This window comes from Streptomyces sp. NPDC040432, assembly GCF_055595445.1.
On record NZ_JBVIVP010000002.1, the window covers coordinates 617,684 to 640,222 of the forward strand.

17 protein-coding genes are annotated in these 22,539 nt (G+C 73.7%); 5 read left to right on the plus strand and 12 right to left on the minus strand.

Translation table 11 applies throughout. The annotated features are described in order from the left end of the window. Positions 1-676: 676 nt before the first annotated feature. Positions 677-1,033: a hypothetical protein gene (locus tag ACZ58N_RS06550; protein ID WP_471156302.1), complete on the plus strand. Its 357-nt coding sequence runs from the start codon at positions 677-679 to the stop codon at positions 1,031-1,033. Between the two features lie 109 nt (positions 1,034-1,142). Then, positions 1,143-2,201, plus strand: a complete 1,059-nt coding sequence (locus ACZ58N_RS06555; RefSeq protein ID WP_471156303.1) for a C40 family peptidase — start codon at positions 1,143-1,145, stop codon at positions 2,199-2,201. A 15-nt stretch (positions 2,202-2,216) separates the two neighbouring features. Here the strand turns inward: ACZ58N_RS06555 and ACZ58N_RS06560 are convergent, their stop codons facing one another. The 3 genes from ACZ58N_RS06560 to ACZ58N_RS06570 all read right to left on the minus strand — a co-directional run bounded on the left by ACZ58N_RS06560 (position 2,217) and on the right by ACZ58N_RS06570 (position 5,406). Continuing rightward, a complete protein-coding gene (locus tag ACZ58N_RS06560) occupies positions 2,217-3,329 on the minus strand; it encodes an alpha/beta hydrolase (protein ID WP_471156305.1) in 1,113 nt (370 codons plus the stop codon). 98 nt (positions 3,330-3,427) lie between these two features. Next, positions 3,428-4,117 (minus strand): LuxR C-terminal-related transcriptional regulator, encoded by a 690-nt coding sequence (locus ACZ58N_RS06565; RefSeq protein WP_281209609.1) that lies wholly within the window; start codon positions 4,115-4,117, stop codon positions 3,428-3,430. Further along, positions 4,114-5,406, minus strand: a complete 1,293-nt coding sequence (locus ACZ58N_RS06570) for a PspC domain-containing protein (protein ID WP_471156307.1) — start codon at positions 5,404-5,406, stop codon at positions 4,114-4,116. The genes ACZ58N_RS06565 and ACZ58N_RS06570 overlap by 4 nt, the downstream gene beginning before the upstream one ends. 131 nt (positions 5,407-5,537) lie before the next feature. Between ACZ58N_RS06570 and ACZ58N_RS06575 the strand changes: the two genes are divergently transcribed. Both ACZ58N_RS06575 and ACZ58N_RS06580 read left to right on the plus strand, forming a co-directional pair. Further along, positions 5,538-6,851 carry a PspC domain-containing protein gene (locus tag ACZ58N_RS06575; RefSeq protein ID WP_471156310.1) on the plus strand — a complete coding sequence of 438 codons (1,314 nt, stop codon included), beginning with the start codon at positions 5,538-5,540 and terminating at the stop codon, positions 6,849-6,851. Continuing rightward, positions 6,838-7,092 (plus strand): hypothetical protein, encoded by a 255-nt coding sequence (locus ACZ58N_RS06580; protein ID WP_471156312.1) that lies wholly within the window; start codon positions 6,838-6,840, stop codon positions 7,090-7,092. Before ACZ58N_RS06575 ends, ACZ58N_RS06580 begins: the two co-directional genes overlap by 14 nt. Here the strand turns inward: ACZ58N_RS06580 and ACZ58N_RS06585 are convergent. The 4 genes from ACZ58N_RS06585 to guaA form a co-directional block, all read right to left on the minus strand. Further along, the gene (locus tag ACZ58N_RS06585; protein ID WP_471156315.1) at positions 7,008-7,541 is read right to left on the minus strand and encodes a DoxX family protein; all 534 of its coding nucleotides are present in this window, start codon (positions 7,539-7,541) and stop codon (positions 7,008-7,010) included. The genes ACZ58N_RS06580 and ACZ58N_RS06585 overlap by 85 nt on opposite strands. Positions 7,542-7,565: 24 nt before the next feature. Next, positions 7,566-8,831: a hypothetical protein gene (locus ACZ58N_RS06590; RefSeq protein WP_471156317.1), complete on the minus strand. Its 1,266-nt coding sequence runs from the start codon at positions 8,829-8,831 to the stop codon at positions 7,566-7,568. Between the two features lie 102 nt (positions 8,832-8,933). Beyond that, complete coding sequence (locus tag ACZ58N_RS06595) at positions 8,934-9,713, minus strand: class II aldolase/adducin family protein (RefSeq protein ID WP_471156319.1); 780 nt, start codon at positions 9,711-9,713, stop codon at positions 8,934-8,936. A 152-nt stretch (positions 9,714-9,865) separates the two neighbouring features. Then, positions 9,866-11,458, minus strand: a complete 1,593-nt coding sequence (gene guaA / locus ACZ58N_RS06600) for a glutamine-hydrolyzing GMP synthase (RefSeq protein ID WP_471156321.1) — start codon at positions 11,456-11,458, stop codon at positions 9,866-9,868. A gap of 256 nt (positions 11,459-11,714) precedes the next feature. Between guaA and ACZ58N_RS06605 the strand changes: the two genes are divergently transcribed. Continuing rightward, positions 11,715-12,020 carry a chorismate mutase gene (locus tag ACZ58N_RS06605; protein WP_471156324.1) on the plus strand — a complete coding sequence of 102 codons (306 nt, stop codon included), beginning with the start codon at positions 11,715-11,717 and terminating at the stop codon, positions 12,018-12,020. A 334-nt stretch (positions 12,021-12,354) separates the two neighbouring features. Here ACZ58N_RS06605 and ACZ58N_RS06610 read toward each other — a convergent pair whose 3' ends face one another. From ACZ58N_RS06610 to ACZ58N_RS06630, 5 genes are all read right to left on the minus strand, one after another. Next, a complete protein-coding gene (locus ACZ58N_RS06610) occupies positions 12,355-14,109 on the minus strand; it encodes a hypothetical protein (protein WP_471156326.1) in 1,755 nt (584 codons plus the stop codon). Between the two features lie 165 nt (positions 14,110-14,274). Continuing rightward, the gene (locus tag ACZ58N_RS06615; protein ID WP_471156329.1) at positions 14,275-16,125 is read right to left on the minus strand and encodes a GMC oxidoreductase; all 1,851 of its coding nucleotides are present in this window, start codon (positions 16,123-16,125) and stop codon (positions 14,275-14,277) included. A 75-nt stretch (positions 16,126-16,200) separates the two neighbouring features. Continuing rightward, positions 16,201-17,832, minus strand: coding sequence for a succinic semialdehyde dehydrogenase (locus ACZ58N_RS06620; protein ID WP_471156331.1), 1,632 nt, complete (start codon positions 17,830-17,832; stop codon positions 16,201-16,203). Positions 17,833-17,936: 104 nt separating this feature from the next. After that, positions 17,937-19,571, minus strand: a complete 1,635-nt coding sequence (locus ACZ58N_RS06625; protein ID WP_471156333.1) for a serine/threonine-protein kinase — start codon at positions 19,569-19,571, stop codon at positions 17,937-17,939. Positions 19,572-19,696: 125 nt separating this feature from the next. Continuing rightward, positions 19,697-22,465 (minus strand): serine/threonine-protein kinase, encoded by a 2,769-nt coding sequence (locus tag ACZ58N_RS06630; RefSeq protein ID WP_471156336.1) that lies wholly within the window; start codon positions 22,463-22,465, stop codon positions 19,697-19,699. Between the last annotated feature and the right edge of the window lie 74 nt (positions 22,466-22,539).

Consider the following 22,539-nt stretch of genomic DNA (forward strand, 5'->3'; position numbering starts at 1 on the left):
GCCGGTGTGACCGGGGGACAGCTGTCCTGCAGGTACAGCGGTCCGGTGGAGCACCGTGGCGGGTCGGCGCGGGAAGTCGGCCGACGTGGGGAAGTCGGCCGACGTGGGGAAGTCGGTCGGCTCGGGCGGTCAGCCCGGGCTCACGATCCTGGCGGCGGGTACTGCGGAGGCGACGGGGGCGATGGCGGTGATGCCGAGGGTGAGGGCGACGACCGCGGCGGCCCGTGCGAATCCGATGCGCATGACGAGGGTTCCTTCCGGTGCAGAACGGGTGGGGCTGGGTGGGTGTCCTCCCCCGCCGCATCCCGTACGTCCCGCGGTGACGTCTCTCAGGCTTCGAGGGGGTGTCCCCGGGGTTTCCCTCGGCGACAGGCATTGGCTTCGCCGCCCGGCGAAGGTCGCGGAAGGGGATCCCGGGGGCCCGAACCGGCCATGGCCCGTTCGGGCCGCGCCGCCCGGTTCCGGGCCTCCCCGACCGCCCTCCGGAGCTCCTCCGCACCCCGTTGCCGGAGTCCTGCGCCGCCCGTTCCCGGGCTCCCGACCAGCCGTTCCCGAGCTGCGCCACCCCCCGTTCCCGAGCTTCCCCACCACCCGTTCCCGGACTGCGCCGACCGCGCGTTCCCGGTCGTCGGGACCGGTCGCGGGAGGCCGCGGAGGGCCCCGTAGGCTCGGCCGCATGGACGTACTGATCAATGTCTTCGTCGGCCTGCACATCATCGGGATCGCCTCGCTCCTGGGCGGTTTCCTGACCCAGATGAAGGCGATGGGCGCGGGCACCGCCCGCTTCGTGCCCGCGATGCTGCACGGCGCGCTGACCATGCTCGTGACGGGCGTCCTGCTCGTCGGTTTCCGTGAGATGGGCGACGGCGCCCCGCTGAACCACGTCAAGATCGGCGTGAAGCTCGCGATCCTCTTCGTCGTCCTCGCCCTCGTGTACGTGAAGCGGGACGACGAGCACGTCGACAAGGGACTCTTCGCGGCGGTCGGCGCACTGACCACGGCCAATATCTTTATCGCCGTCCTCTGGCACTGACCGGTCGGTCCCGATCACGAACGGCCATTTCGCACCATCTCGTCACCGTCCCGTTACCTGCGGGTCTAGCGTCCTCCCCCGAGACCGACCGGAAGGACGTGAGGCCCCCGTGGCCAGTCATCGAAAGCCCAGGCAGCGCCCGTTCAGCGGCGGCGGCGTACGGACCGCCGCCACCCTCGTGCTCGCGGGCGCTGCCACCGCCACCGCCTTCGAGGGCACCTCGCACGCCGACCCCCGACAGAGCCCCGCCGAGGTCAGGACGGAGGTCGACCGGCTCTACGAGGAGGCCGAGGCCGCGACCGAGCAGTACAACGGGGCCAAGGAGAAGGCCGACGAGGCCGAACGGGCGCTCACCGGACTGCGCGAGGAATCCGCCCGCCGCACGGACCGGCTGAACACCGCCCGCACCGCGCTCGGGTCGCTGGCCGCCGGCCAGTACCGCAGCGGCGGCCTGGGCCCCGCGTTCCACCTGGTGATGGCCACCGATCCGCAGGACTACCTCGACCGGGCCTCGCTCCTGACCCGGGCCGGCAAGCGGACCGCCGCGGAGGTGTCCTCCGTACGCCGCGGTCTGGACGACATCGGCAGGCTGCGCGACCAGGCTTCCGGACGCCTATCGGACCTGCGTGCCCGGCAGGCCGACACGGCCCGTCACAAGGCCACCGCCGAGGCGAAGCTCAGTTCGGCGAAGCGCCTGCTGGCCCGGCTCACCTCGGAGGAACGGGCCGCGTACGAGGCACAGTCCGGGACCGCGAACGGCAACACCGCCGCTCCCGCCCGTACGCCCGGCACTCCCCCGCCGCCCGCGCCCGCCGACGGCTCCCGCGCGGCCCGGGCCGTGGCCTTCGCCTACGGGGCGATCGGCAAGCCGTACGTCTGGGGCGCGACGGGCCCGGGCTCCTTCGACTGCTCCGGGCTGACGCAGGCCGCCTGGCGCGCCGCCGGGGTGTCCCTGCCGCGTACGACCTACACCCAGATCAACGCCGGGCAGCGCGTCACGCGCGGCCAACTGGCCCCCGGAGACCTGGTCTTCTTCTATTCCGGCGTCACGCACGTCGGCATGTACGTCGGCAACGGCCAGATGATCCACGCCCCGCGCCCCGGCTCCACGGTCCGCCTCGCGCCGATCGACTCCATGCCGTGGGCGGGCGCGACCCGGCCGGCGTGACGGTGTCCGGTCCCGCTACGGCGCCTTGACCGTCCGGCTCAGCCAGTCGAAGGTCTGCGGGAGCTGCTTCGACCAGGAGTCGAGGTTGTGGCCGCCGGTCACCTTCTCCGCGTGGACGACGGTGGGGCTCTGCGCGATGCCCTTGAGGTCCGTGCCCGAGAGGTAGCCGTCGTGTTCGGCGCCCGACATCCACAGGGACACCGGCGGGGGCGTGGGCGCGGACTTCAGGAGGTGCTTGAGGTTGTGGGTGCGGCGCAGTTCGGGGTCCTGTGCGACCAGCGAGGAGGGTTCCTGCCCCGGGTCGTTGTAGCCGGACAGCGAGACGGCGGCGGCGTAGCGGTCGGGGTGGGCGATGGCCAGTTTGGCGGCGCAGTACGCGCCCGCCGAGTACCCGGCGACGCCCCAGGTGCGGGCCTCGTCCGTGGCCCGGAAGTTGTCGGTGACCATCTTGCGGACGTCGACGCTGAACCAGCTGTCCGCGTTGACCTTGCCGGGGATGTTGGCGCAGCCGGTGTCGGCGTTGCCGAGCAGCATGGCGCGCGGGGAGACGAGGATGAACGGTTGGACCTTGCCGCTCCTCATGAGCGGTTCGAGGACCTCGTGCGCCTTGACCCCCTGGAACCAGGACTTGCCGGTGCCGGGGATGCCGGGGATCAGTTCGACGACGGGGAACTTCTTGTCCTTGAACGCGGGGTCGTCGTACTGCGGGGGCAGCCACACCATGACGTCGCCCTTGACTCCGGAGACCTTCCCGTCGAGTTCGGTCTTCTGCACGCGTCCGCCGAGGCCGTCGACGGGCTCGAACTTCTGCCGGACCTTGGGCTCCTCGCGGACCTGTTCGGCCTTCTTCCCGCCGAGCCCGTCGGGGCCGAGGTCGGGGGCGGCGGTGACGTACGTGCCGGTGCCCAGGAGGTCGCCCCAGGACGCGTAGAAGTTCATGTCGCGGTTGACCGCGACGAACACCAGGGCCACGGCGGTGACCTGGGCGAAGAGCACCATCAGGGCGCGCGCGGCGACGCGTGCGACGGCGGGGCCGCGCACCTTGCTCCACACGGCCAGCGGCAGGACGACGGCGATCGCCGCCAGGGCGACCACGGTGGCGAAGAAGGGGGTCCCCGTCAGGCTCATCACGCCCCCGAAGAGGGCGTGCGCCTGTTCCCCGGTTGCACCGACCGCCCGCGATGTGGATCACATCGCGGGCGGTCGGTGCGCGGGGTTCCCGCGCGTCAGACCAGCCGGCGGGCGGTCGCCCAGCGGGTCAGCTCGTGCCGGTTGGACAGCTGGAGCTTGCGCAGCACCGCCGAGACGTGCGATTCGACGGTCTTGACCGAGATGAACAGTTGCTTGGCGATCTCCTTGTAGGCGTAGCCGCGGGCGATGAGCCGCAGCACCTCGCGCTCGCGCTGGGTGAGCCGGTCGAGGTCCTCGTCGACGGGCGGGGCGTCCGTCGAGGCGAACGCGTCGAGGACGAAGCCGGCCAGGCGGGGCGAGAACACCGCGTCGCCGTCCTGGACCCGGAACACGGAGTCCACCAGGTCGCTGCCGGTGATGGTCTTGGTGACGTACCCGCGGGCGCCGCCGCGGATCACCCCGATGACGTCCTCGGCGGCGTCCGACACCGACAGCGCGAGGAACCGCACCGGGTTCTCGGCCGCCGCCATCAGCGGGGCGCAGCGGCGCAGCACCTCGACGCCGCCGCCGCCGGGCAGGTGCACGTCGAGGAGCACCACCTCGGGGCGGGTGGCGGTGATGACGGTGACCGCCTGGTCGACGTCGGCCGCCTCGCCGACGACCTCGACGCCGGTGCGCGCGGTCTCCCCGATCTCGGCCTGCACTCCGGTGCGGAACATCCGGTGGTCGTCGACGAGCACCACCCGGACCCGCCTGGCCTCCGTCACCGCGTTGTCCTCGGTCATGCCGCCCTCTCCATCTCCAGCTCGACTTCGGTGCCGCCGTCGGGCGCGGACCGCAGTCGTGCGGTCCCGCCGTTGCGCTGCATCCGGCCGATGATCGATTCTCGTACGCCCATCCGGTCGTCCGGTACGGCGTCGATGTCGAAGCCCGGTCCGCGGTCCCGTACGGAGACGAAGACGGTGTTGCCCTCGACCTCCGCGTAGACCTGTACCGGGCCCCCCTCGCCACCGTACTTGGCCGCGTTGACCATTGCCTCGCGCGCGGCCTGGATCTGTGCGGCCAGCTTCTCGTCGAGGGGGCAGTCGCCGACGACGACGACCTCGATGGGGACGCCGTGGTGGTCCTCGACCTCGGCGGCGGTCTTCTTCACGGCCTCGGCGAGGGTGGTGGGCTCCTCGGCCTCGTCCTTGCCGGTGCCCTCGGGCTTGTACAGCCAGTTCCGCAGCTCGCGTTCCTGGGCGCGGGCCAGTCGGCGGACCTCGCCGACGTCCTCGGCGTTGCGCTGGATCAGGGTCAGGGTGTGCAGCACGGAGTCGTGGACGTGGGCGGCGACCTCGGCGCGTTCCTGGGCGCGGATGCGCATCAGTCGTTCCTCGGAGAGGTCCTGGGTCATCCGGATCAGCCAGGGTCCGGCGAGCAGGGCGACGCCGACGAGGACGGCGAGGGTGGCGGTGAGGACGTTGCCCAGCTGGGCGGCGGAGCCCCGTACGACGATGAAGAGGGTCAGGCCGACGCCGACGAGGGCGACGCCCGCGAGGGCCCGGACGACCTGGAAGAGGCGGCCGTGCCGGCCGGCCGCGGCGGTCCAGTGGGCGCGGCGGGCGTTGTCGGCCTGCCGCCAGACGAGGACGACGCCCGCGCCGACGAGCAGGGTCGGCCAGACGTAGCGGCCGTTCTCGCCGCCGACGCGGAGCTGGGAGAAGAAGATGCCCGCGCCGACGGCGAGCGCGATCAGGCCGGAGATCTGTCCCTTGCCGGGCTTGCGCAGCCGGCGGGTGCCGTCGGGGAGGGTCTCGAAGAAGGAGTGGTGTCCGGTGCTGCCGCCCACGCCGAGCGGTACGAACACCCAGAACGCCGCGTAGAGCAGCACGCCGAGCCCGTCGCCGAACATGAACATGCCGAGGAAGGCGAGTCGGACCCAGAGCACGGGCAGCCCGAGGTGCCCGGCCAGGCCGCGGGCGACTCCGCCGAGCATCCGGCCGTCGGCACTGCGGTAGAGCCGGCGGTGCGGGATCGAGGGATCGGCGGGGTCCGGTGCGTGCGGGGTGCGGGAGGCGGCTGCTGCGGGCATGTCACCGATGGTCACACGCGCGCGGGACCGCGGGCATCAGGGCATCCCCCCAGTTCCGGCCGGGGGATATCAGGGTTGCGCCAGGGTAGGGCCGGGTGCCGCGGGGACGCACGGGCCGTCACCATGGACACATGACCGAAGTACACGACGCCCCGGCCGCCGGCGCCGGGGCCCCCGTCACGGCCCAAGCCCCGCGGCCTCCCCTGCGCCGCAGCAAGCGCGACAAGGTCCTCGCGGGCGTGTGCGGTGGTCTCGGCCGGTACTTCGACCTGGACCCGCTGGTGTTCCGGATCGTGCTCGGCGTGCTCGCCGTCACCGGCGGCGTCGGTCTGATCTTCTACGGGTTCGCCTGGCTGTTGCTGCCCCAGGAGGGCGAGGACGACAGCGAGGGCAAGCGGCTGCTGACGGGCCGCGTCGAGGGCGCCACCCTGGCCGCGGTGTTCAGCGCGCTGGTGGGCTGCGCGCTGTTCCTGTCGATGATGGACAACGGGGTGATGGGGGTCTTCTCGGTCCTGGTCATCCTGGCGCTCGGCGGCGCCTCGTACTGGTCCCAGCGGCTCCGGCACACCTACGCCCCCGAGGCCGAGGCCCCGGTGCCGCACCGGCCCGCGTCCCCGGCACCGCCCGAGACGCAGGCCCCGCCCGTGCCGGGCAGCCCGTCCTGGTGGCGCGATCCCCTGGTGAAGGACGGCACGACGGGACCCGTCGGCGCGAGCGGCTACCTGTGGGGTCCCGACGACAGCCCGGGCGCGGCCGGCGGGGCCGGGCCGGCCGCGCGGGAGCCGAGCGCCCCGGCGACGGTGCGCGGGTTCGGCGGGGGCATCGGCGGCCGGGTGTTCGTCCTGGCCCTCGTCGCGGCGGGCATCGGCGCGGGCTCGGTGTGGGAGGACAGTTCCCTGGGGCACGCCCTCCAGGTGGGCCTCGCCTGCGCCCTGACCGTCTTCGGGGTGGGCCTCGCGGTCAGCTCGGTCAAGGGCCGGACCGGGTTCGGCACGATCCTGCTCGGCCTGATCACCGCGGGACTGCTCGCGGGGGCCACCGCGTTGCCGAGCGAGATCGGCACCGACTGGCGGGAGGTCGCCTGGCGGCCGGCGGCGGTGGCCGACGTCCGGCCGTCGTACGCGTCGGGCACCGGGCTGGCCACCCTCGACCTGAGCCGGCTGGACGTGCCGAAGGGAACCACGGTGTCGGTCGGTGCCTCGATCGAGGCGGGACGGCTGAAGGTGCTCCTCCCCCGGGAGGTCACCGCGAAGGCCGTCGTCACCGTCCGGCTGGGTGACATCCGGATGCCCGGCGAGAGCGGTGAGGACGTGCGCATCAGACGCGGCGGCGAGACCCGGGAGGCGACGCTGTCGCCCCCCACCGGCACCGAGGCCGGTGGGACGATCGAGCTGCGGCTGAGCGCGGCCGTGGGACAGGTGGAGGTGGCCCGTGCGGCGTCATGACTTCCAGCCGGGACGGCTGCTGGCCGGGCTCGTCCTGATCGCGGCGGGGGTGCTCTACCTCCTCGACGCGGCCGGGGAGGCCGACGTGCCCTGGTTCCTGGTGGTGCCGATGGCCATGGGCGGGCTGTCGCTCGCCGCGCTCGTCGGCATGGTGACCTACGCGGTGCGCCGCGACAGGCGCCACCGGCTCGACGCGCCCTCGGAGCGCCGGGCGAGCGCGAGCGCGTCCAGCGACAGGTAGGGGGCGCCGGCGAGGACCAGCGGGAGCCAGGCGACCAGGTAGACGAGGTCGTTGCCGTAGTAGTACGGGGTGACCGCCCAGGAGACCGTGAGCCACAGGCTGAGCGCGATCAGCGCTCCGCCGGCGGCCGCGAGCCGGGTCAGGAGCCCTGCCAGCGTCGCGAGGCCCACCAGGAGTTCACCGACGGCCAGCACCACGGCGAAACCGACGGGTGCCTTCAGGGCCGTGTCGACCAGGGCGGGGATCGCGGAGGTGTCGCGCACGCCGCGCATCATGTCGCCGATGGAACCGTCGCCGGTGGCGGACAGGAACGCGGAGTCGGTCAGCTTGTCCAGACCCGCGTACACGAAGGTCACGCCGAGGAACAGGCGCAGGGGCAGGAGCGCGTACCGGGCGGCTCGGTCCCGCAGGCCGGAGGGGGCACCGGAAAGGACGTCAGTTCGGGTCACGCCCCATGCATACCCCGTCGTCGTTCACTCCGCCACGTCGATGCTGTAGCGGTTCGATTCCACTCCGGCGGCGGTCACCACCTGGACGTCGGTGCGCCCCGGTTCGACCTCCGCGGGGATCGGCACGGTCAGCACCGCGTCCGACGGGTTGGTGAAGCCCCCGGCCACGGGCACCAGCGGCACGTGGACGTGCACCTGCCCGATCCGTACGACCAGCCGGGCCAACATCTCCGGGGTGTGCGCCCCCGGCGGTACGAAGCCCACGCCGCGGATCTCGATGTCGTCCCCGGGGCGGACGGCGGAGTCCAGGTCCCCGGGCTCCCGTCTGCGCACCACCGACAGCACGAGCGGGCGGCTGCCCTCGGCGTACTTCGCGGCCAGGTAGACCACCGCCGACAGGGCGACGAGCAGGGCGAGCGACCACGGCAGTCGCGGCAGCCGGTCCGGGAAGCGGGCCAACGTCACCGCGGCGTACGCCAGCACGACCGTGGAGACCAGGATGTACTGGGCGTCGGGGAAGCTGCCCCGCCCGGCGTCGTCGGTCAGCAGGTCGGCCCCGGCGGGTCGGTCGGCGGGCAGCTTCTGGAGCCGCTGGTTCATGATCCGTACGGTGACCACGCGACGCACCAGCACCGCGACGCCCGACGTCAGTCCGAGCACGGCCAGCAGCGGCAGCGCGCGACCGAGCGCCAGCCCGGCGTACAGGGTGTCCCGTTCGGGCCCGGGGGCGGAGGCCGCGAGCCGCAGCGCGGGCAGCAGCGCGGCGAACGCCGTCAGCACGAGCCAGGCCGCGGGGACGGCCTTGGAGGTGGACAGCCGGTTGTCCTCGCCGACCAGCGGGGCCAGCAGCCCGCCGCGCAGCGACTGGGCGCGGGCGGCGACGGTGAGCAGGCCGGCCAGGACGAGGACGGCCAGCAGTCCGGCGGTGCGGGCGGTGGTCCAGCCCGTACCGAGCGCGGTGCCGACCTGCACCACGAGCAGGACGCCGGCGGCGATCCACAGGGTGAGGACGGCCCGCCGGGAGAGGAGGTACAGCCAGGAGTGCCCGGCCTCGCGGCCGCGGTCGGCGGCGTTGCGGGCGGACAGCGTCAGTTCGTCGGACACCCACTGGCGGGAGGCGCCGAGAGAGTGGGCCACGGCGGCCGGCACCCCCTGGCCGGCGGCGAACTCGTCGCGCTTTTCCAGGAAGGCGGCCACCGCCCGGCGGTGTCCCTCCCGTGCGCCGTGCGGGCAGTCGTCGCAGGTGCAGGCGCCGCCGTGGGTGGTTCGGGGGATCTCTTGGACAGCCACGTGCGTGCCGCCTCTCTGAACTCCGGTGCAATGCCAGCGAATTGTGCACCACTGCGGCAGTGCTCCGGATTGCGCACGATGTCAGAGCAGGTGATTAACCGTTCATGATGTTGACGCCATCGGCGCGTCGCCGCCGTGGCGCAGCGGCTGGTAGCTCACCCAGGCCGCCAGATCGGAGCCGAACCGCTCCCGTGTGAGGACGGCGTTGCGGTGATCGACGGGTACGGGCCTGCCCGCGGCCCGCGCGATCAGCTGGACCCGGGCGGCCCGTTCGGCGGCGACGAACCACCAGACGGCCGCGTCGACCGAGCCGCCGACGGTCAGCAGGCCGCGGTGGCGCAGGATCAGCGCCTTGTAGGGGCCCAGCGCCTGCGCGATCCGGGCGGCGGCGACGGGCCCGTCCTCGGTGAACTCGTCCAGCAGGGCGTGGTCCTCGTAGAACGCGCAGGCCTCGGGGGTGAGCGGGGCCAGCAGTTCACCGAGCACCGCGAGCGCGCGCCCGTACGGGCCCTGCGTACGGACGACGGCCACCGCCCCGGGCCGGGCCCGGTGGACCGCGACGTGCACGGCGAACGCCAGCTCGTTGAGCCGGCGGCTGCCCCGGAGGACCCGCCCGTCGCCGTCGGCGAGCAGCAGGTCGTCGGGGGTGATGCCGGCGAAGGCCCGGCCGAAGGGGTTGACCCAGTAGCAGTCCTCGAAGCCCGGGTCCCGGACGGTGACCAGTCCGGCCGGCCCGTCCTCGTGGTCGAGCCGGGCCAGCAGCCGCAGCGCCTCGGCGAGGCGTTCCTTGCGGTGGGCCCGCTCCTCCTCGACGGTGTCGTGGACGGGGGGCATCTCGAATCGCAGCCGCTCCACGGGCACGGGTCCGGGTCGCTCGGCCATGGCACCTCCTCCGGTCGCGGCGCAAGGTACCGGCGGCCGGTCGAAGAGGCCAGGGGCGCGGGCGGGAGAGAGGCGCGGGCGGGCGGAAAACGGCGGAGCCGCCGCCCCGGTGAGGGGGAGACGGCTCCGTCGGACGGTGCGGGCGGGGAGTCCTACTCCCACTCGATGGTGCCCGGGGGCTTGCTCGTGCAGTCCAGGACCACGCGGTTGACGTCCGGGACCTCGTTGGTGATCCGGGTGGAGATCCGGGCGAGCACCTCGTACGGCATGCGCGTCCAGTCCGCGGTCATCGCGTCCTCGGAGGAGACGGGGCGCAGCACGATCGGGTGGCCGTAGGTGCGACCGTCGCCCTGGACGCCGACGCTGCGGACGTCCGCGAGCAGGACGACCGGGCACTGCCAGATCTCCCGGTCGAGGCCGGCGGCGGTGAGCTCGTGGCGGGCGATGGCGTCGGCCTCGCGCAGCAGGTCCAGGCGCTCCTTGGTGACCTCGCCGACGATGCGGATGCCGAGGCCGGGGCCGGGGAACGGCTGGCGCTGGACGATCTCGTCCGGCAGGCCGAGCTCTTGGCCGACCATCCGGACCTCGTCCTTGAACAGCTGGCGCAGCGGCTCGACGAGCTCGAACTCGATGTCGTCGGGGAGACCGCCCACGTTGTGGTGGGACTTGATGTTCGCGGTGCCGGTGCCGCCGCCGGACTCGACGACGTCCGGGTACAGGGTGCCCTGGACGAGGAAGGCGACCGCGGGGCCGTCCTCCTGGAGGATCTCCAGCTGGGCCTGCTCGAAGACGCGGATGAACTCGCGGCCGATGATCTTCCGCTTGGTCTCCGGGTCGGAGACGCCGGCCAGCGCGGTCAGGAAGCGCTCCTGGGCGTCGACGACCTTCAGCTGGACGCCGGTCGCGGCGACGAAGTCCTTCTCGACCTGCTCGGTCTCGCCCTTGCGCATCAGGCCGTGGTCGACGTAGACGCAGGTCAGCTGCGAGCCGATGGCCTTCTGGACGAGGGCCGCGGCGACCGCGGAGTCCACGCCGCCGGAGAGGCCGCAGATGGCGCGCTTGTCGCCGACCTGCTCGCGGATGGCCGCGATCTGCTCCTCGACGATGTTGCCGGTGGTCCAGGTGGGGGCCAGGCCGGCGCCGCGGTAGAGGAAGTGCTCAAGGATCTGCTGGCCGTGCGTGGAGTGCATGACCTCGGGGTGGTACTGGACCCCGTACAGCCGCTTCTCGTCGTTCTCGAAGGCCGCGACCGGGACGACGTTCGTCGAGGCGGTGACGGTGAAGCCCTCGGGGGCGGCGGAGCAGGCGTCGCCGTGGGACATCCACACGGACTGGTTCGCCGGGGTGCCCTCGAAGAGGGTGGAGCCGGCCTTGGAGACGGCCAGCGGGGTGCGGCCGTACTCGCGCGCGCCGGTGTTGTCGACGGTGCCGCCGAGGGTCGTCGCCATCAGCTGGAAGCCGTAGCACATGCCGAAGACGGGCACGCCCGCCTCGAAGAGGGCACGGGAGTCGTCCAGGCGCGGGGCACCCTCCTCGTACACGGAGGACGGTCCGCCGGACAGGATGATCGCCTTCGGGTCCTTGGCGAGCATCTCGGCCACGGGCATCGTGCTGGGCACGATCTCGCTGTAGACCCGGGCCTCGCGGACGCGGCGGGCGATGAGCTGGGCGTACTGGGCGCCGAAGTCGACGACGAGAACCGTGTCCGGGGCGCTGTCGTGGGCGGCGGAGGGTGCTTCTGGCACGGGGCGGCCTTCCGGCGGAAGAGGTGGCTGTTTTGTCGATTCTAACGGGGGCCGTAAGGCCCTTTTCGTCTCACCATCCGAACCGACTTGGCCCGGAGCGGGACGGAAGGTCATAATCCGTTCCATGCGCAAGCAGCTGAGCTTCCTCTTTACCTATGGCACCGGCCGGTCCGGTCGCCATGGGTCATCGTGATGCTCGCTTGAGCCGCTGACTTCCCAGAGCGCCCCGGTCCGACAGGACCGGGGCGCTCTCGCGTTGCCGCTCCTGTCGACCACCGACACCCACAGGAGCACCGACATGACCACGATCACCACCACCCCCGAGCAGCTGATCGCCGACTCCCGGACCCGCATCGACGCCATCGACGACCGGATCATCGGCCTGATCCAGGAGCGGATGGCCGTCTCCACCGTCATCCAGGAGGCACGCATCGACTCCGGGGGCCGGCGGGTGCACCTGTCGCGGGAGATGGAGGTGCTGTCGCACTGGAGCGACGCCCTCGGCAAGCCCGGCACCGCGCTCGCGATGACCCTGCTGGAGCTGTGCCGGGGCCGCGTCTGACCACGGGTACCGGCCGGTCGTCCGCACACGGTGCCCGCCCGTCACCCGTCCGGAGCGTGACTCCGTCCCGCGGCGCTTCGTTGGTGCGGATGACCGTGTCAGCCAGCCACGGGTCCGCAGCACCACGCGTGGCTCCGCGGGAGCGATGAGACGTGACGCCCGACGGCGTACGTCGTGGGACCTCGCTCCTTCGCGTGACCGGACGGCAGGGGACAGCAGCCCGGTCACCCCGTGAAGGACGGCCGGCCAGGGGGACGCCCCGGGCCGGCCGTTCTGTTGTGCCCCCCTCGCCCTTTCCGTGGCTCCGCGACGGGGCCTCCGGGCCGTCGCGCCGTCAGCCGCGTCCCGCGCGGCGGCGGCGGGAGACCGCGTACAGCGCGCCACCCGCCGCGACCAGCGCGGCCCCGCCGCATCCGAGCAGGCCCGTGATGCTGCCGGTGGGGGCCAGCGGAGCGCCGTCGCCGAGGCCGCCGGCGGCGGACGTCCTGGACCTCGCGCCGGGTCCGTCCGTCGCGTCCTGCGGGACCCACGGATCGGGGAGCGCGACCGGGGAGCCGGCGCCCGGGGTGAGGGCGGTGCCCGTCGCGTTCGCCAGGAACAGTGCGGCGTCGTTGGCCGGGTACGGGTCGAAGTCGTGCCGCCGGGGCTCGCCGAGCGGACCGGGACCGCCCGTGACGACGGCGCCCTGGGCGTTGGGCACCACCTTCTCGACCTTGAGCTCGAAGACGAACTCGACCCGCTCGGACTCCCGCACGGACGACCCCGTCGAGCAGAGGTGCCGGGCGGCGCCGCGGCCGGGGACGGCCCGGCAGCCCGCGGGGGCCCGGACGACCTTCAGGCCCGGCGGTACCCGGACGTCCACGACGGCCGCCGCCGCTCCGGACCGGGGGTCGAACACCCAGGCCGGCCCGTGGTTGCGCAGGACGACCGCGGCCCTGACCCGACTCCCGGCGACGCCCCTGACGGACAGGGGCTCGACCGCGAGGTCCGCCGTGTTCCGGACGGCGAGGGTGACCTCGCGCCGGTCGGCGCGGACCGCCGGTACCTGGCCGCGCGAGGCCCTGCCGGGCGCGACGAGCACGCCCGGCGCGATCGGCGCCGCCCGCCGGACGGCGGTGAGCATGCGGCCGGTTGCGGGTCCGCCGTGCGCGGGCCGTTCCGCGTACGAGCGGGCGGCGCGCCCGGGATCGGCCGGGGTGACGCCGTAGCCCAGCAGTTCGGTGCGGGCGTACGCGGCGACCCCCAGGCGGAGCGGGGCGTCCCCGACGAGCTCGTGGGCCTCGCCCGCCGCGAAGTCGCCGTCGACGGCGCACAGGGCCGTGGTCGACGTCGGGCCGGTGCGGTAGGCGCAGTTGTCGTACCGCTCCGTCAGTTCGAGGCCGCGGGTGGTGGTCAGTTCGACGACCACGCCCCGGGCCGGTCCGGTGCCCCGGTTCGCGAAGGCGAGCGGCAGCGCCTGGCTCTCGCCCGGCTTCGGGTCACGCTTGAGCCGCGGCTCCTCCACGACCAGTTCGGGGCCGCCGACCGTGACCCGGGTGACGGCCGTCGCGACGGGGACGCCGGCCACCCCGGCGGTGACCGTGACGGTGCCGGTCGCGCCGGCGACGGCGTCCCGTGCGGCGATGAGCTCCAGGTCGAGGGCGATTCCGGTGCCCGGGCGGGCGTCCCGCTCGACGCAGACGAGGTCGGCGTCGGCGACGGCGCACCTCCCCACGGGCGCCGGCCCGCCCTCCCGGACGTCGGCCACCGCCCCGACACCGCTCAGGTCGACGGTGAAGGTGACGTCACCGCCGCGGAAGCCCGGTCCCGCCGCGCCCTGCGCGCCGTGCGCCCCCTCGCTCCCGTCCGTGCCGTCCTCGTCGTACGCGCCCTCCTCGCCCTCCGTCCCGAGGCCCTCGGCCGTCCTCGGAAGGTCCAGGCGGAAGGCCAGCGGGGTCGGCTGCGGGGCACCCGTCGCGGGGTGCGCCGGGAGGGTCAGCGCGGCCGGTCCGGTCAGCCGGAACTCCGGTTCGGCGGCGTGGGCGGAGGGGACGGCCGGCCCTGCGGCGAACAGGCCGCAGACGGCCAGCAGGGCGATGCGCTGTCTCATGCGTCCTTGACCGTCGGACGGCCTTCACAGTTGCGTACTTCACCATGTGACCGACACCACAGCCGTGTGAACGGGATTCCGGTACAACCTTCTCCGGCGACCGCCTGTCACTCATGTACTGCGGTGAGTACCGCGCTCGGAGGGGGAGCGCGGTACTCACCGTCGTCATTGCTCCCGTTCCGATTGCCTGCGGGGCACGTCCGGGACCGCCAGGAACGGCAGCCGCAGCGCCCCGAAGGCCTCCTTGGGCACCGCCGGCCGGTTCGGTTCCACCGCCGCGAGGCGCACGTACGCGGCCCCCTGCGCGGGCCTCCGGTCCGGCTCCCCCTTGTTGGGCCAGTACGACATCGCCCGCTCGGCCTGCGCCGTGATCGTCAGCGACGGATTGACCCCGAGGTTCGCGGAGACCGCCGAGCCGTCGACGACCGAGATGCCCGGGTGCCCGTGCAGGCGGTGGTACGGGTCGACCACGCCCTCCTGCGGCGAGGCGCCGATGGGGCAGCCCCCGAGGAAGTGCGCGGTCAACGGGGTCCCCATCAGTTCGCCGACGTTGCTCCCCGCGAACCCGTTGATCTCCTCGGCCAGCAGGCTCGCGGCCCGCGTCGCGGCCTCGATCTGCACGGGGTTGGGTGCGCCGTGGCCCTGCCGGGCGGTCAGCAGGCCCTTGCCGATCCCGCCGGGCTTGCGGTACGTCGTCAGGGAGTTGTCCACCGACTGCATGACCAGCCCGATGATCGTCCGCTCCGACCAGCGCCGGTTGGACAGCGCGCGCATCAGCTGCACGGGGTGCCGGGCCGTGCGGGCGAGCCAGGACCGCACCCGGTGCGCGCCGTAGGGCACCTGGAGGATGGTCATGAACCCCATGGCGTTGGAGCCCTTGCCGTAGCGGACGGGCTCGATGTGGGTGTCGCCGTCGGGGTGGACGGACGAGGTGATCGCGACGCCCCGCGTGAAGTCGACCCGCCCGACGCCGCCGTGTCGCCGGCGGTAGCGGCGGTCGTCGGTCTGGGCGCCGACCAGGCCCTCGGAGTTGGTCCGGGTCAGCTCGCCGAGCCGGTCGGACAGGTGGGGCAGCTCGCCGCGGTCCTTCATGGCGTGCAGCAGGGTCTGGGTGCCGTAGGTGCCCGCCGCGACGACCACGTACCGGGCCCGGAGCACCTTGGCCCGGCCCTTGCGGCGGTGGTCGGTGGGGACGGTGCGGACCCGGTGCCCGCCGTCGGGGTGCTCGGAGAGCGCGGTGACGGTGGTCATGGGGTGGATGACGGCGCCGGCGCGTTCGGCGAGGTGCAGGTAGTTCTCGTTCAGGGTGTTCTTCGCTCCGTGTCGGCAGCCGGTCATGCACTCGCCGCACTCGGTGCAGGCGCGGCGCGCGGGTCCGGCCCCGCCGAAGTACGGGTCGGGGGTCTCCTGACCGGGTCGGACGCGTCGCTCCTCGCCGGCTCCGCCGGCTCCTCCGGCTCCTCCGGCGTCCTCGCCGTCGCCGAAGAAGACGCCGACCGGGGCCATGTGGAAGGAGTCCCCGACGCCCATCTTCTCGGCGGCCGCCCTGAGGTGGACGTCGGAGGGCGTCAGCGTCGGGTTGAGCCGCACGCCGAGCATCCGCTTGGCCTGGTCGTAGTACGGGGCGAGTTCCTCGCGCCAGTCGGTGATGGACGCCCACTGCCGGTCCTCGAAGAAGGCCGCGGGCGGCACGTAGAGGGTGTTGGCGTAGTTGAGCGAGCCGCCGCCCACTCCGGCGCCGGCGAGCACCATCACGTTGCCGAGCAGGTGGATGCGCTGGATCCCGAACAGTCCGAGGGCCGGCGCCCACAGGTAGTTGCGCAGGTCCCAGCTGTTGCGGGGCAGGCTCTCGCGGGTGAAGCGGCGCCCCGCCTCCAGGACGCCGACCCGGTATCCCTTCTCGGTGAGCCGCAGGGCCGAAACGGCCCCGCCGAAGCCCGATCCGATGACGAGGACGTCGTAGTCGTAGTCGTCCTCAAGGCCGCCTGCGCGGCCGCCGTCGTTCTCGTGCGACACTCCCGTGCCTCCCAATCGGTCGCGCCTGGCGGGGTCTCGGTGGTCGGTGCGGCCCGGAGGGCCTGGCCCGGAGGCCTAGCGCAGCCCCAGTGCCTTGAGGACCTTCAGGCTGCGCGTCATGAACTGCGCGTACTGCGCGTCGTCCATGCCCAGCGACGGGGCCATGGGCAGCAGCCGCTGGTGGGCCACCGTCTGCGCCTCGGTGTACTTGAGGATGCCCTCGGAGCCGTGGCGGCGGCCGAGGCCGGAGTCCTTCATGCCGCCCATGGGTGCCTGGGCGCTGCCGTAGGCGGGGGCGTAGCCGTCGTTGATGTTGACGGTGCCGGTGCGCAGGCGGGCCGCGACGGCGTGGCCGCGGCGGGCGTCCTTGGTCCAGACGCTGGCGTTGAGGCCGTAGCTGGTGGCGTTGGCCCGGGCGACGGCGTCGTCCTCGTCGGTGAAGCGGTAGACGGACACGACCGGGCCGAAGGTCTCCTCGGCGCAGACCGCCATCGGCGCCTCGACCCCGTCGAGGATGGTCGGCTCGTAGAACAGCGGGCCGAGGTCGGGGCGGGCGACGCCGCCCGCGACGAGGGTGGCTCCCTTGGCGACGGCCTCGTCCACGTGCCGCCGGACGGTTTCCAGCTGGCGCTCGCCGACCAGCGAGCCCATGTCCGCGCCGTAGGCGAGGGCGCTGCCGAGCCGCATGGCCCTGGTGCGGGCGGCGAAGCGCTCGACGAACTCGTCGGCGATCGAGGCGTGGACGTAGAGCCGCTCGATGGAGATGCAGAGCTGGCCGGCGGAGGAGAAGCAGGCACGGACGGCGCCCGCGGCGGCCTTCTCCACGTCCGCGTCGGCGAGGACGAGCATGGCGTTCTTGCCGCCGAGTTCGAGGCTGACGCCGACGAGGCGGGCGGCGGCGCCCTGGGCGACCTCGCGGCCGGTGCGGGTGGAGCCGGTGAAGGACACGTAGTCGGCGTGGCGGACGACCTCGGGGCCGACGACCGGGCCCTCGCCGAGCACGATCTGGAAGACCTCGGCGGGCAGTCCGGCCTCGATCAGCAGGTCACGGGCCCACAGCGCGGTGAGGGCGGTCTCGGTGTCGGGCTTCATGACGACGGCGTTGCCGGAGACGAAGGCGGGCAGGGCGTCGCCGACGGAGAGTTCGAGGGGGTAGTTCCAGGGGGCGATCTGGCCGACGACGCCGCGCGGCTGGCGCAGTTCGGTCACCTTGGTGAGGGTCGGCATCGCGCCGGTGTGGCCCTTGGGGCGCAGGTAGGAGGGCGCCTTGCGGCCGTAGTGCCGGGCGGCGACCGCGACGGCCTGGACCTCCTCGTGGGCGTGCAGGCGGGCCTTGCCCGTCTCCAGCTGGATGAGGTCGAGCACCTCGGCCTGCCGGTCCAGGACCAGGTCGTGGAAGCGCAGCAGTACGGCGGCACGCCGTCGTACGGGAACGGCGGCCCAGGCGCTCTGGGCGGCGCGGGCCCGGTCGAAGGCCTCGGCCACGTCCTCGGGCCCGGCTTCGGGCAGGTCCGCCAGCTTTTCCCCGGTGAAGGGGGTGTGGTTGGCGGTCCGGCCGGAGCCGATGACTCCGCGGGTCAGCCGGGCGACCAGGTCGGGGGTCACCACGTCGGCGGCCGTCCGGACGCCTGCCGGGGCGGGGGCGACCGGGTTGGTGGGCTGCGGTGCGCTGCGGAGGGGGGCGGCGGGGGCCTGCGAGTCCGTCATGGCGGTGAGCGTATGCCGCCGACAGGCCTTTGGGTACCCGTGGGTAACCGGATTTTGCGAAGTCCGCCAGTAATCGCTGGCGCGATGGCCGCGGTGTGGCGCGCTCAGCCCTTCTTGGGGGCCGCCTGCCAGCCGGTGAGCACGGTTTCGAACTGTTGGCGCATTCTCGACCATTCCCCGGCGGGGCCCGCCATGTAGATCGCGTACTCGACGCCGTCGGGCGTGACGTACATCTGCTCGATGGCCCGACGAGGGCCGGGATGGTTCTGCTTCTCGGTCCAGCTGAAGTCCCACAGGGCGGCCAGCGTCGTGTCCCGGAAGCTGTTGGGCTGCAACAGCTCGCGCCTGTAGTCCGCGCGCTCCTTGATCTGCCGCTCCAGGTCGAGGACGTGCGCGTACGGATCCCGGTAGTCCGGGGTCGCGTCGATGGCGATCCGCAGCAGGTGGCGGCCGTTGTCGGGGGTGTAGTCGATCTGATTGCCCATCGTCTGGCGCTGCCAGCCCTCCGGGACGAGGAGCGTGAAGCCGGCGGGGTCCTGCACCCTGGTCCACCCCGCGGGCACCGGGACCTCGTCCTTGCCGCCCTTGCCGCCCTTCGTGTCCGCCGGGGCACTGGCGGAGGGGTCGCCGCCCTTGCCGACGGTGTCGTCGCCGCGCCCGTCGAGGTAGGTGAGCACCCCGAACACGCCGCCACCGCCCAACAGCGCCGCCACCACGGCCACGACGGCGGCCCGCTTGAGACGCCCGGGGGCGTGTCCGGTGGGGACCGTCACGGGTGCCGGGGCGACGGTGGTCGCGGCGGGCCCGGCGGGCTCCGGCTCCCGTACCGGCAGGGGGGTGTCCTCCAGCGACTGGCGTTCGTCGGCGGTCACCGCGCGGGTCGGCACGTACGCGTGCGCCGCCTTGGGCTCCCGGCCCTCCATCGCCTGCAACAGCATCTGCTCGGCCTCGGCCGCCGAAGGACGCTCGGCGGGGTCCTTGCGCAGCAGGGCGGTGATGACCGGGCCCAACGCGCCGGACTGGCGCAGGGCGGGCGGTTCGTCGTTGACGACGGCCTGGAGACTGGAGATGGGCGAGGTGCGGCGGAACGGCGAGAGGGCCTCGACGGCCGTGTACAGGGTCGCGCCGAGCGACCACAGGTCGGAGGACGGGTCGGGAGTCCCGCCGGTGACCCGCTCCGGGGCCAGGTAGTCGATGGACCCGACGATTTCCCCGGTACGGGTGATGGAGGAGTCGCCCTCGATGGCCGCGATGCCGAAGTCGGTCAGCAGCACCCGACCGTCCTTGGCGAGCAGCACGTTGCCGGGCTTCACGTCCCGGTGCAGTACGCCGACCGCGTGCGCGGCGCGCAGCGCCCCCAGCACGTGCAGCCCGATCCGGGCGGCCTCCGTGGGCTCGATGCGGCCCGCCGCCTTCGCGGCCTCGGCCAGGGAGGGGCCGTCGATGTACTCCATGACGATCCACGGCCGGTCGTCGTGTTCCAGCACGTCGTGCACGGTGACGACCGCCGGATGCTGGATCCGGGCGGCGGCCCGCGCCTCCTTCTGGGTACGGGCGTGCAGGACCTCACGGTCCGCCTGGGCCACGTACAGGCCCGCCGTCAGTTCCTTGACGGCCACGGTCCGGTGCAGCAGCTCATCGTGCGCACGCCACACCTTGCCCATGCCGCCACGACCGATGGGCTCCACGAGCCGGTACCGGCCCGCGAGCACCGCACCCGCGCCTGTCTGCTGTTCCACGAAACCCCGCCGCTCTGTGCACTTCGGGCCAGATTACGGAGCCTGCGGCCAGAGCCGAAACCGCGCGGGGCGGTAGGGGCGGCACTGTGACGCAATTGCCGTATTGACAGGCCGTCAGTCCGTTGTCAACCCCCGGACCTGTAACTCGCCGTGGCCTTCTCGAAGACGTCGGTGACCTTGTCCTGGTTGTCCTCCGGGCCCGTGACCATGACGATGTGGTACTTGCCGCCCAGCGCGACGACGAAGTTCCGGGCGAACAGGGACCGGCCCGCCGCGTCGATCCAGGTGTAGCGGCCGGTGACCCGCAGTTGCTGGCCCACCTTCGTCGACTTCACGTCGCCGCCGGACGCCCAGGTGGAGTTGCGGTACGGGGCCAGTTCCGGCTCCTTGTCCTTCTGGTAGCCCACCGGATCCGGATTGCCACCCTCCACCTGGTCCCGGCCCGGCACCACGATCAGGGTGAACTGGCCCTGGACGTAGCGCACCTGACCGGCCTCGTTGATGGTCTGCCGCTCCCAGCCGTCCGGGACCGCGATCGAGAAGTGAGCGGGGTCCTGCTGGACGGTGAATCCCTGCGGCGCGGGCGCGTCCGTCTGCGGGGCGGGCTTGGACTCCGGGGTGCCGGCGGGGGTGCGGCTCGGCTCCGGCCGCGCCGATCCGCTCCCGGAGGGCGCCGGGGCCGAGGGCTTCGGGCTCTGCGCCGAGGTCGGCTGCGTTCCGCCGGCCTGCGGGTCCCCGGACCGGGGCATGAACAGCATCGCGTACGCCACCGCTCCGGCTAGCACGGTCAGGACCCCGACCAGCAGGGTCCGCCCGAGGGCGCGCGGCTTGCGCGGCGCCGCCGGATTGCGGTGCCGTCCGTGCAGTTCGCCGCGCTGACGCGGGAGCGGCAGGCGGGTCGGGTCGGCTTCCGGCATCAGGAGGAAGCCGAAGTCCCCGTCGGGCTCGGGGGCGGAGCGCACGAGCGACCGCAGCCAGCCCCGGAGCTCCTCGAAGTCGGGCCGCTCGGTGGGGTCCTGGCGCAGCAACGACTCCACGACCGGCCGCAGCGGGCCGCACTCCTCGGCGAACGCGGGAGCCTCCGCGCACACCATGTCGACGAGTTCGGCCACGCTGTCCTCGGGGTACGGTGCGTGGCCCTGCACGGCCCGGTACAGCAGTGCGCCGAGCGCCCACAGGTCGGTGGCGGGGCCGACGGGCGCGGCGAGCTGCCAGTGCCCGTGCACGGGCCCGGCCTGCTCGGGGGCCCACCGCTCGGTGACGGCCCCGACGACCGCCATCCGCGTCTGCCGCGCCCGCTCGGCGTCCAATCCGGTACGCGGACCACCCCCGTGGCCGCCGGGCGCGTCCCAGCCGGCGCCGGGAGGGGCGGGAGGCGGCACCGGCACGGACAGTCCGGCTCCGGGGCGCGGGCCGGTGGGCACCGGGCTCGGGCCCGTCGGTGCCGGGTACATCGGTGCCGGGTACGTCGGCGCCGGGTACGTCGGCTCCCGGTGCGTCGGCTCCGGGAGGCCGGTTCCGGGGCGCGGGTGCGGCGGGGCCTGGGGCTCGCCCCGGCCCGAGGTCCCGGTCTCGGCCTGGCGGTAGCCCTGGGGCAGCGCGAGCCGGGCGGGCAGCGCGGGGCGGGCCGGTTCGCCCGCCGGGGCCTGCGGTTCCGGGAGCTCCTCGTACGGCGGCTCGGGGAACCCGTCCGACGGCGGCTCCGAGAACTCCTCGTGCTGCCGCTCCCGGTGGTCCTGGTGCGGCAGCTCCGGACGCGTCGGCTCCGGGGCCCGCTCCGGCGGGGGAGCCTGCTGCCGGCGCGGGGTGGCCCCGTGCCAGGGCATGGCGGCGGCGCCGTCGGGGCCGCCGTACGGGTACGCGTACCCCTGCGGCATGTTGGCCCCCGTCGGGCGCACCGGCGGCAGCATGCCCGGGGGCGGCTCGGCACCGGGCGCGGCCCCGCGTTCCTCGGCCACCTTCGCCGCGGCGGCCCGTGCTCCGGCCCGGTAGGCGGCGATGGTCCCGGCGCGGGCGGTCGCCCGGAGGTCGGCCTCGTCGTCCTGCGGGGGCAGGGCCCGCTGCGGGGTGATGTGGTCGGAGTACCTCGGCCCGGTGTCGTAGCCGGGGGCCACCAGCGGCGCGTACGCCGGACCGGGCGCCGTGGGCTCCGGCGCGTACCCGGGATGCGGGGCGGACGGCGGCTCGACCCCGAAGCCGAGCGGGCCGGAGCCCAGCGGATCCGGCGACGGCGCCCCGCGGTCGGGTCCAGGGCCGGGGCCGGGGCCCGACGGTGGTCCCCATCCGGAGTCCGCGTCCCCGGGGTCCTCGAAGTCCGGGCGCGGCACGGGGTCGTACCCGCACAGGGCCTCCTCGGCGGCGCCGGCCGCCAGCCCGGTCAGGACGACCCGGCCGTCATCGCATATCAACACCGTCCGGACGGTGATGTTCCGGTGCGTCCAGCCGTGCGCGTGCAGCACCCGCAGCGCGGTCAGCACGTCGGAGGCCACCTCCGCCGCCCGGTACGGGCTCAGCGGTTCCTCGGCGATCAGCGCCGACAAGGGTCGCGCGGGGACGAGTTCGCTCACGATCCACAGCGAACCGCCCTCGGCGAACACGTCGAAGACCTGGTCCAGCCGGGCGTGGTCCGGTACGGACGCCGCCGCCTGCGCGGCGGCGATGGCCCGGCGCACCGCGGGCAGTTCGCCCGTCCGCTGCCCCTGCCCGGCCTGCGGACCGGACGAGCCGTCGAGCAGTTCCGCGTCCACGACCTCGGGCAACGGCACCTGCCGGACCAGGACTTCCTGCCCGCTCCGGGTGTCGAAGGCCCGGGTCTCCAGCACCTCGTACGCGTCGGTCGGCGGCAGCGGCAGACGGTAGCGGTCGGCCAGGATCCGGCCCGCGTAGTCCTCCACATCGCCTCCCCCGAGTGCGTCGGGCTCCCCATGGCCCCCGTCTTCACGATACGACGCTCAAGCCGCCCGCGTCC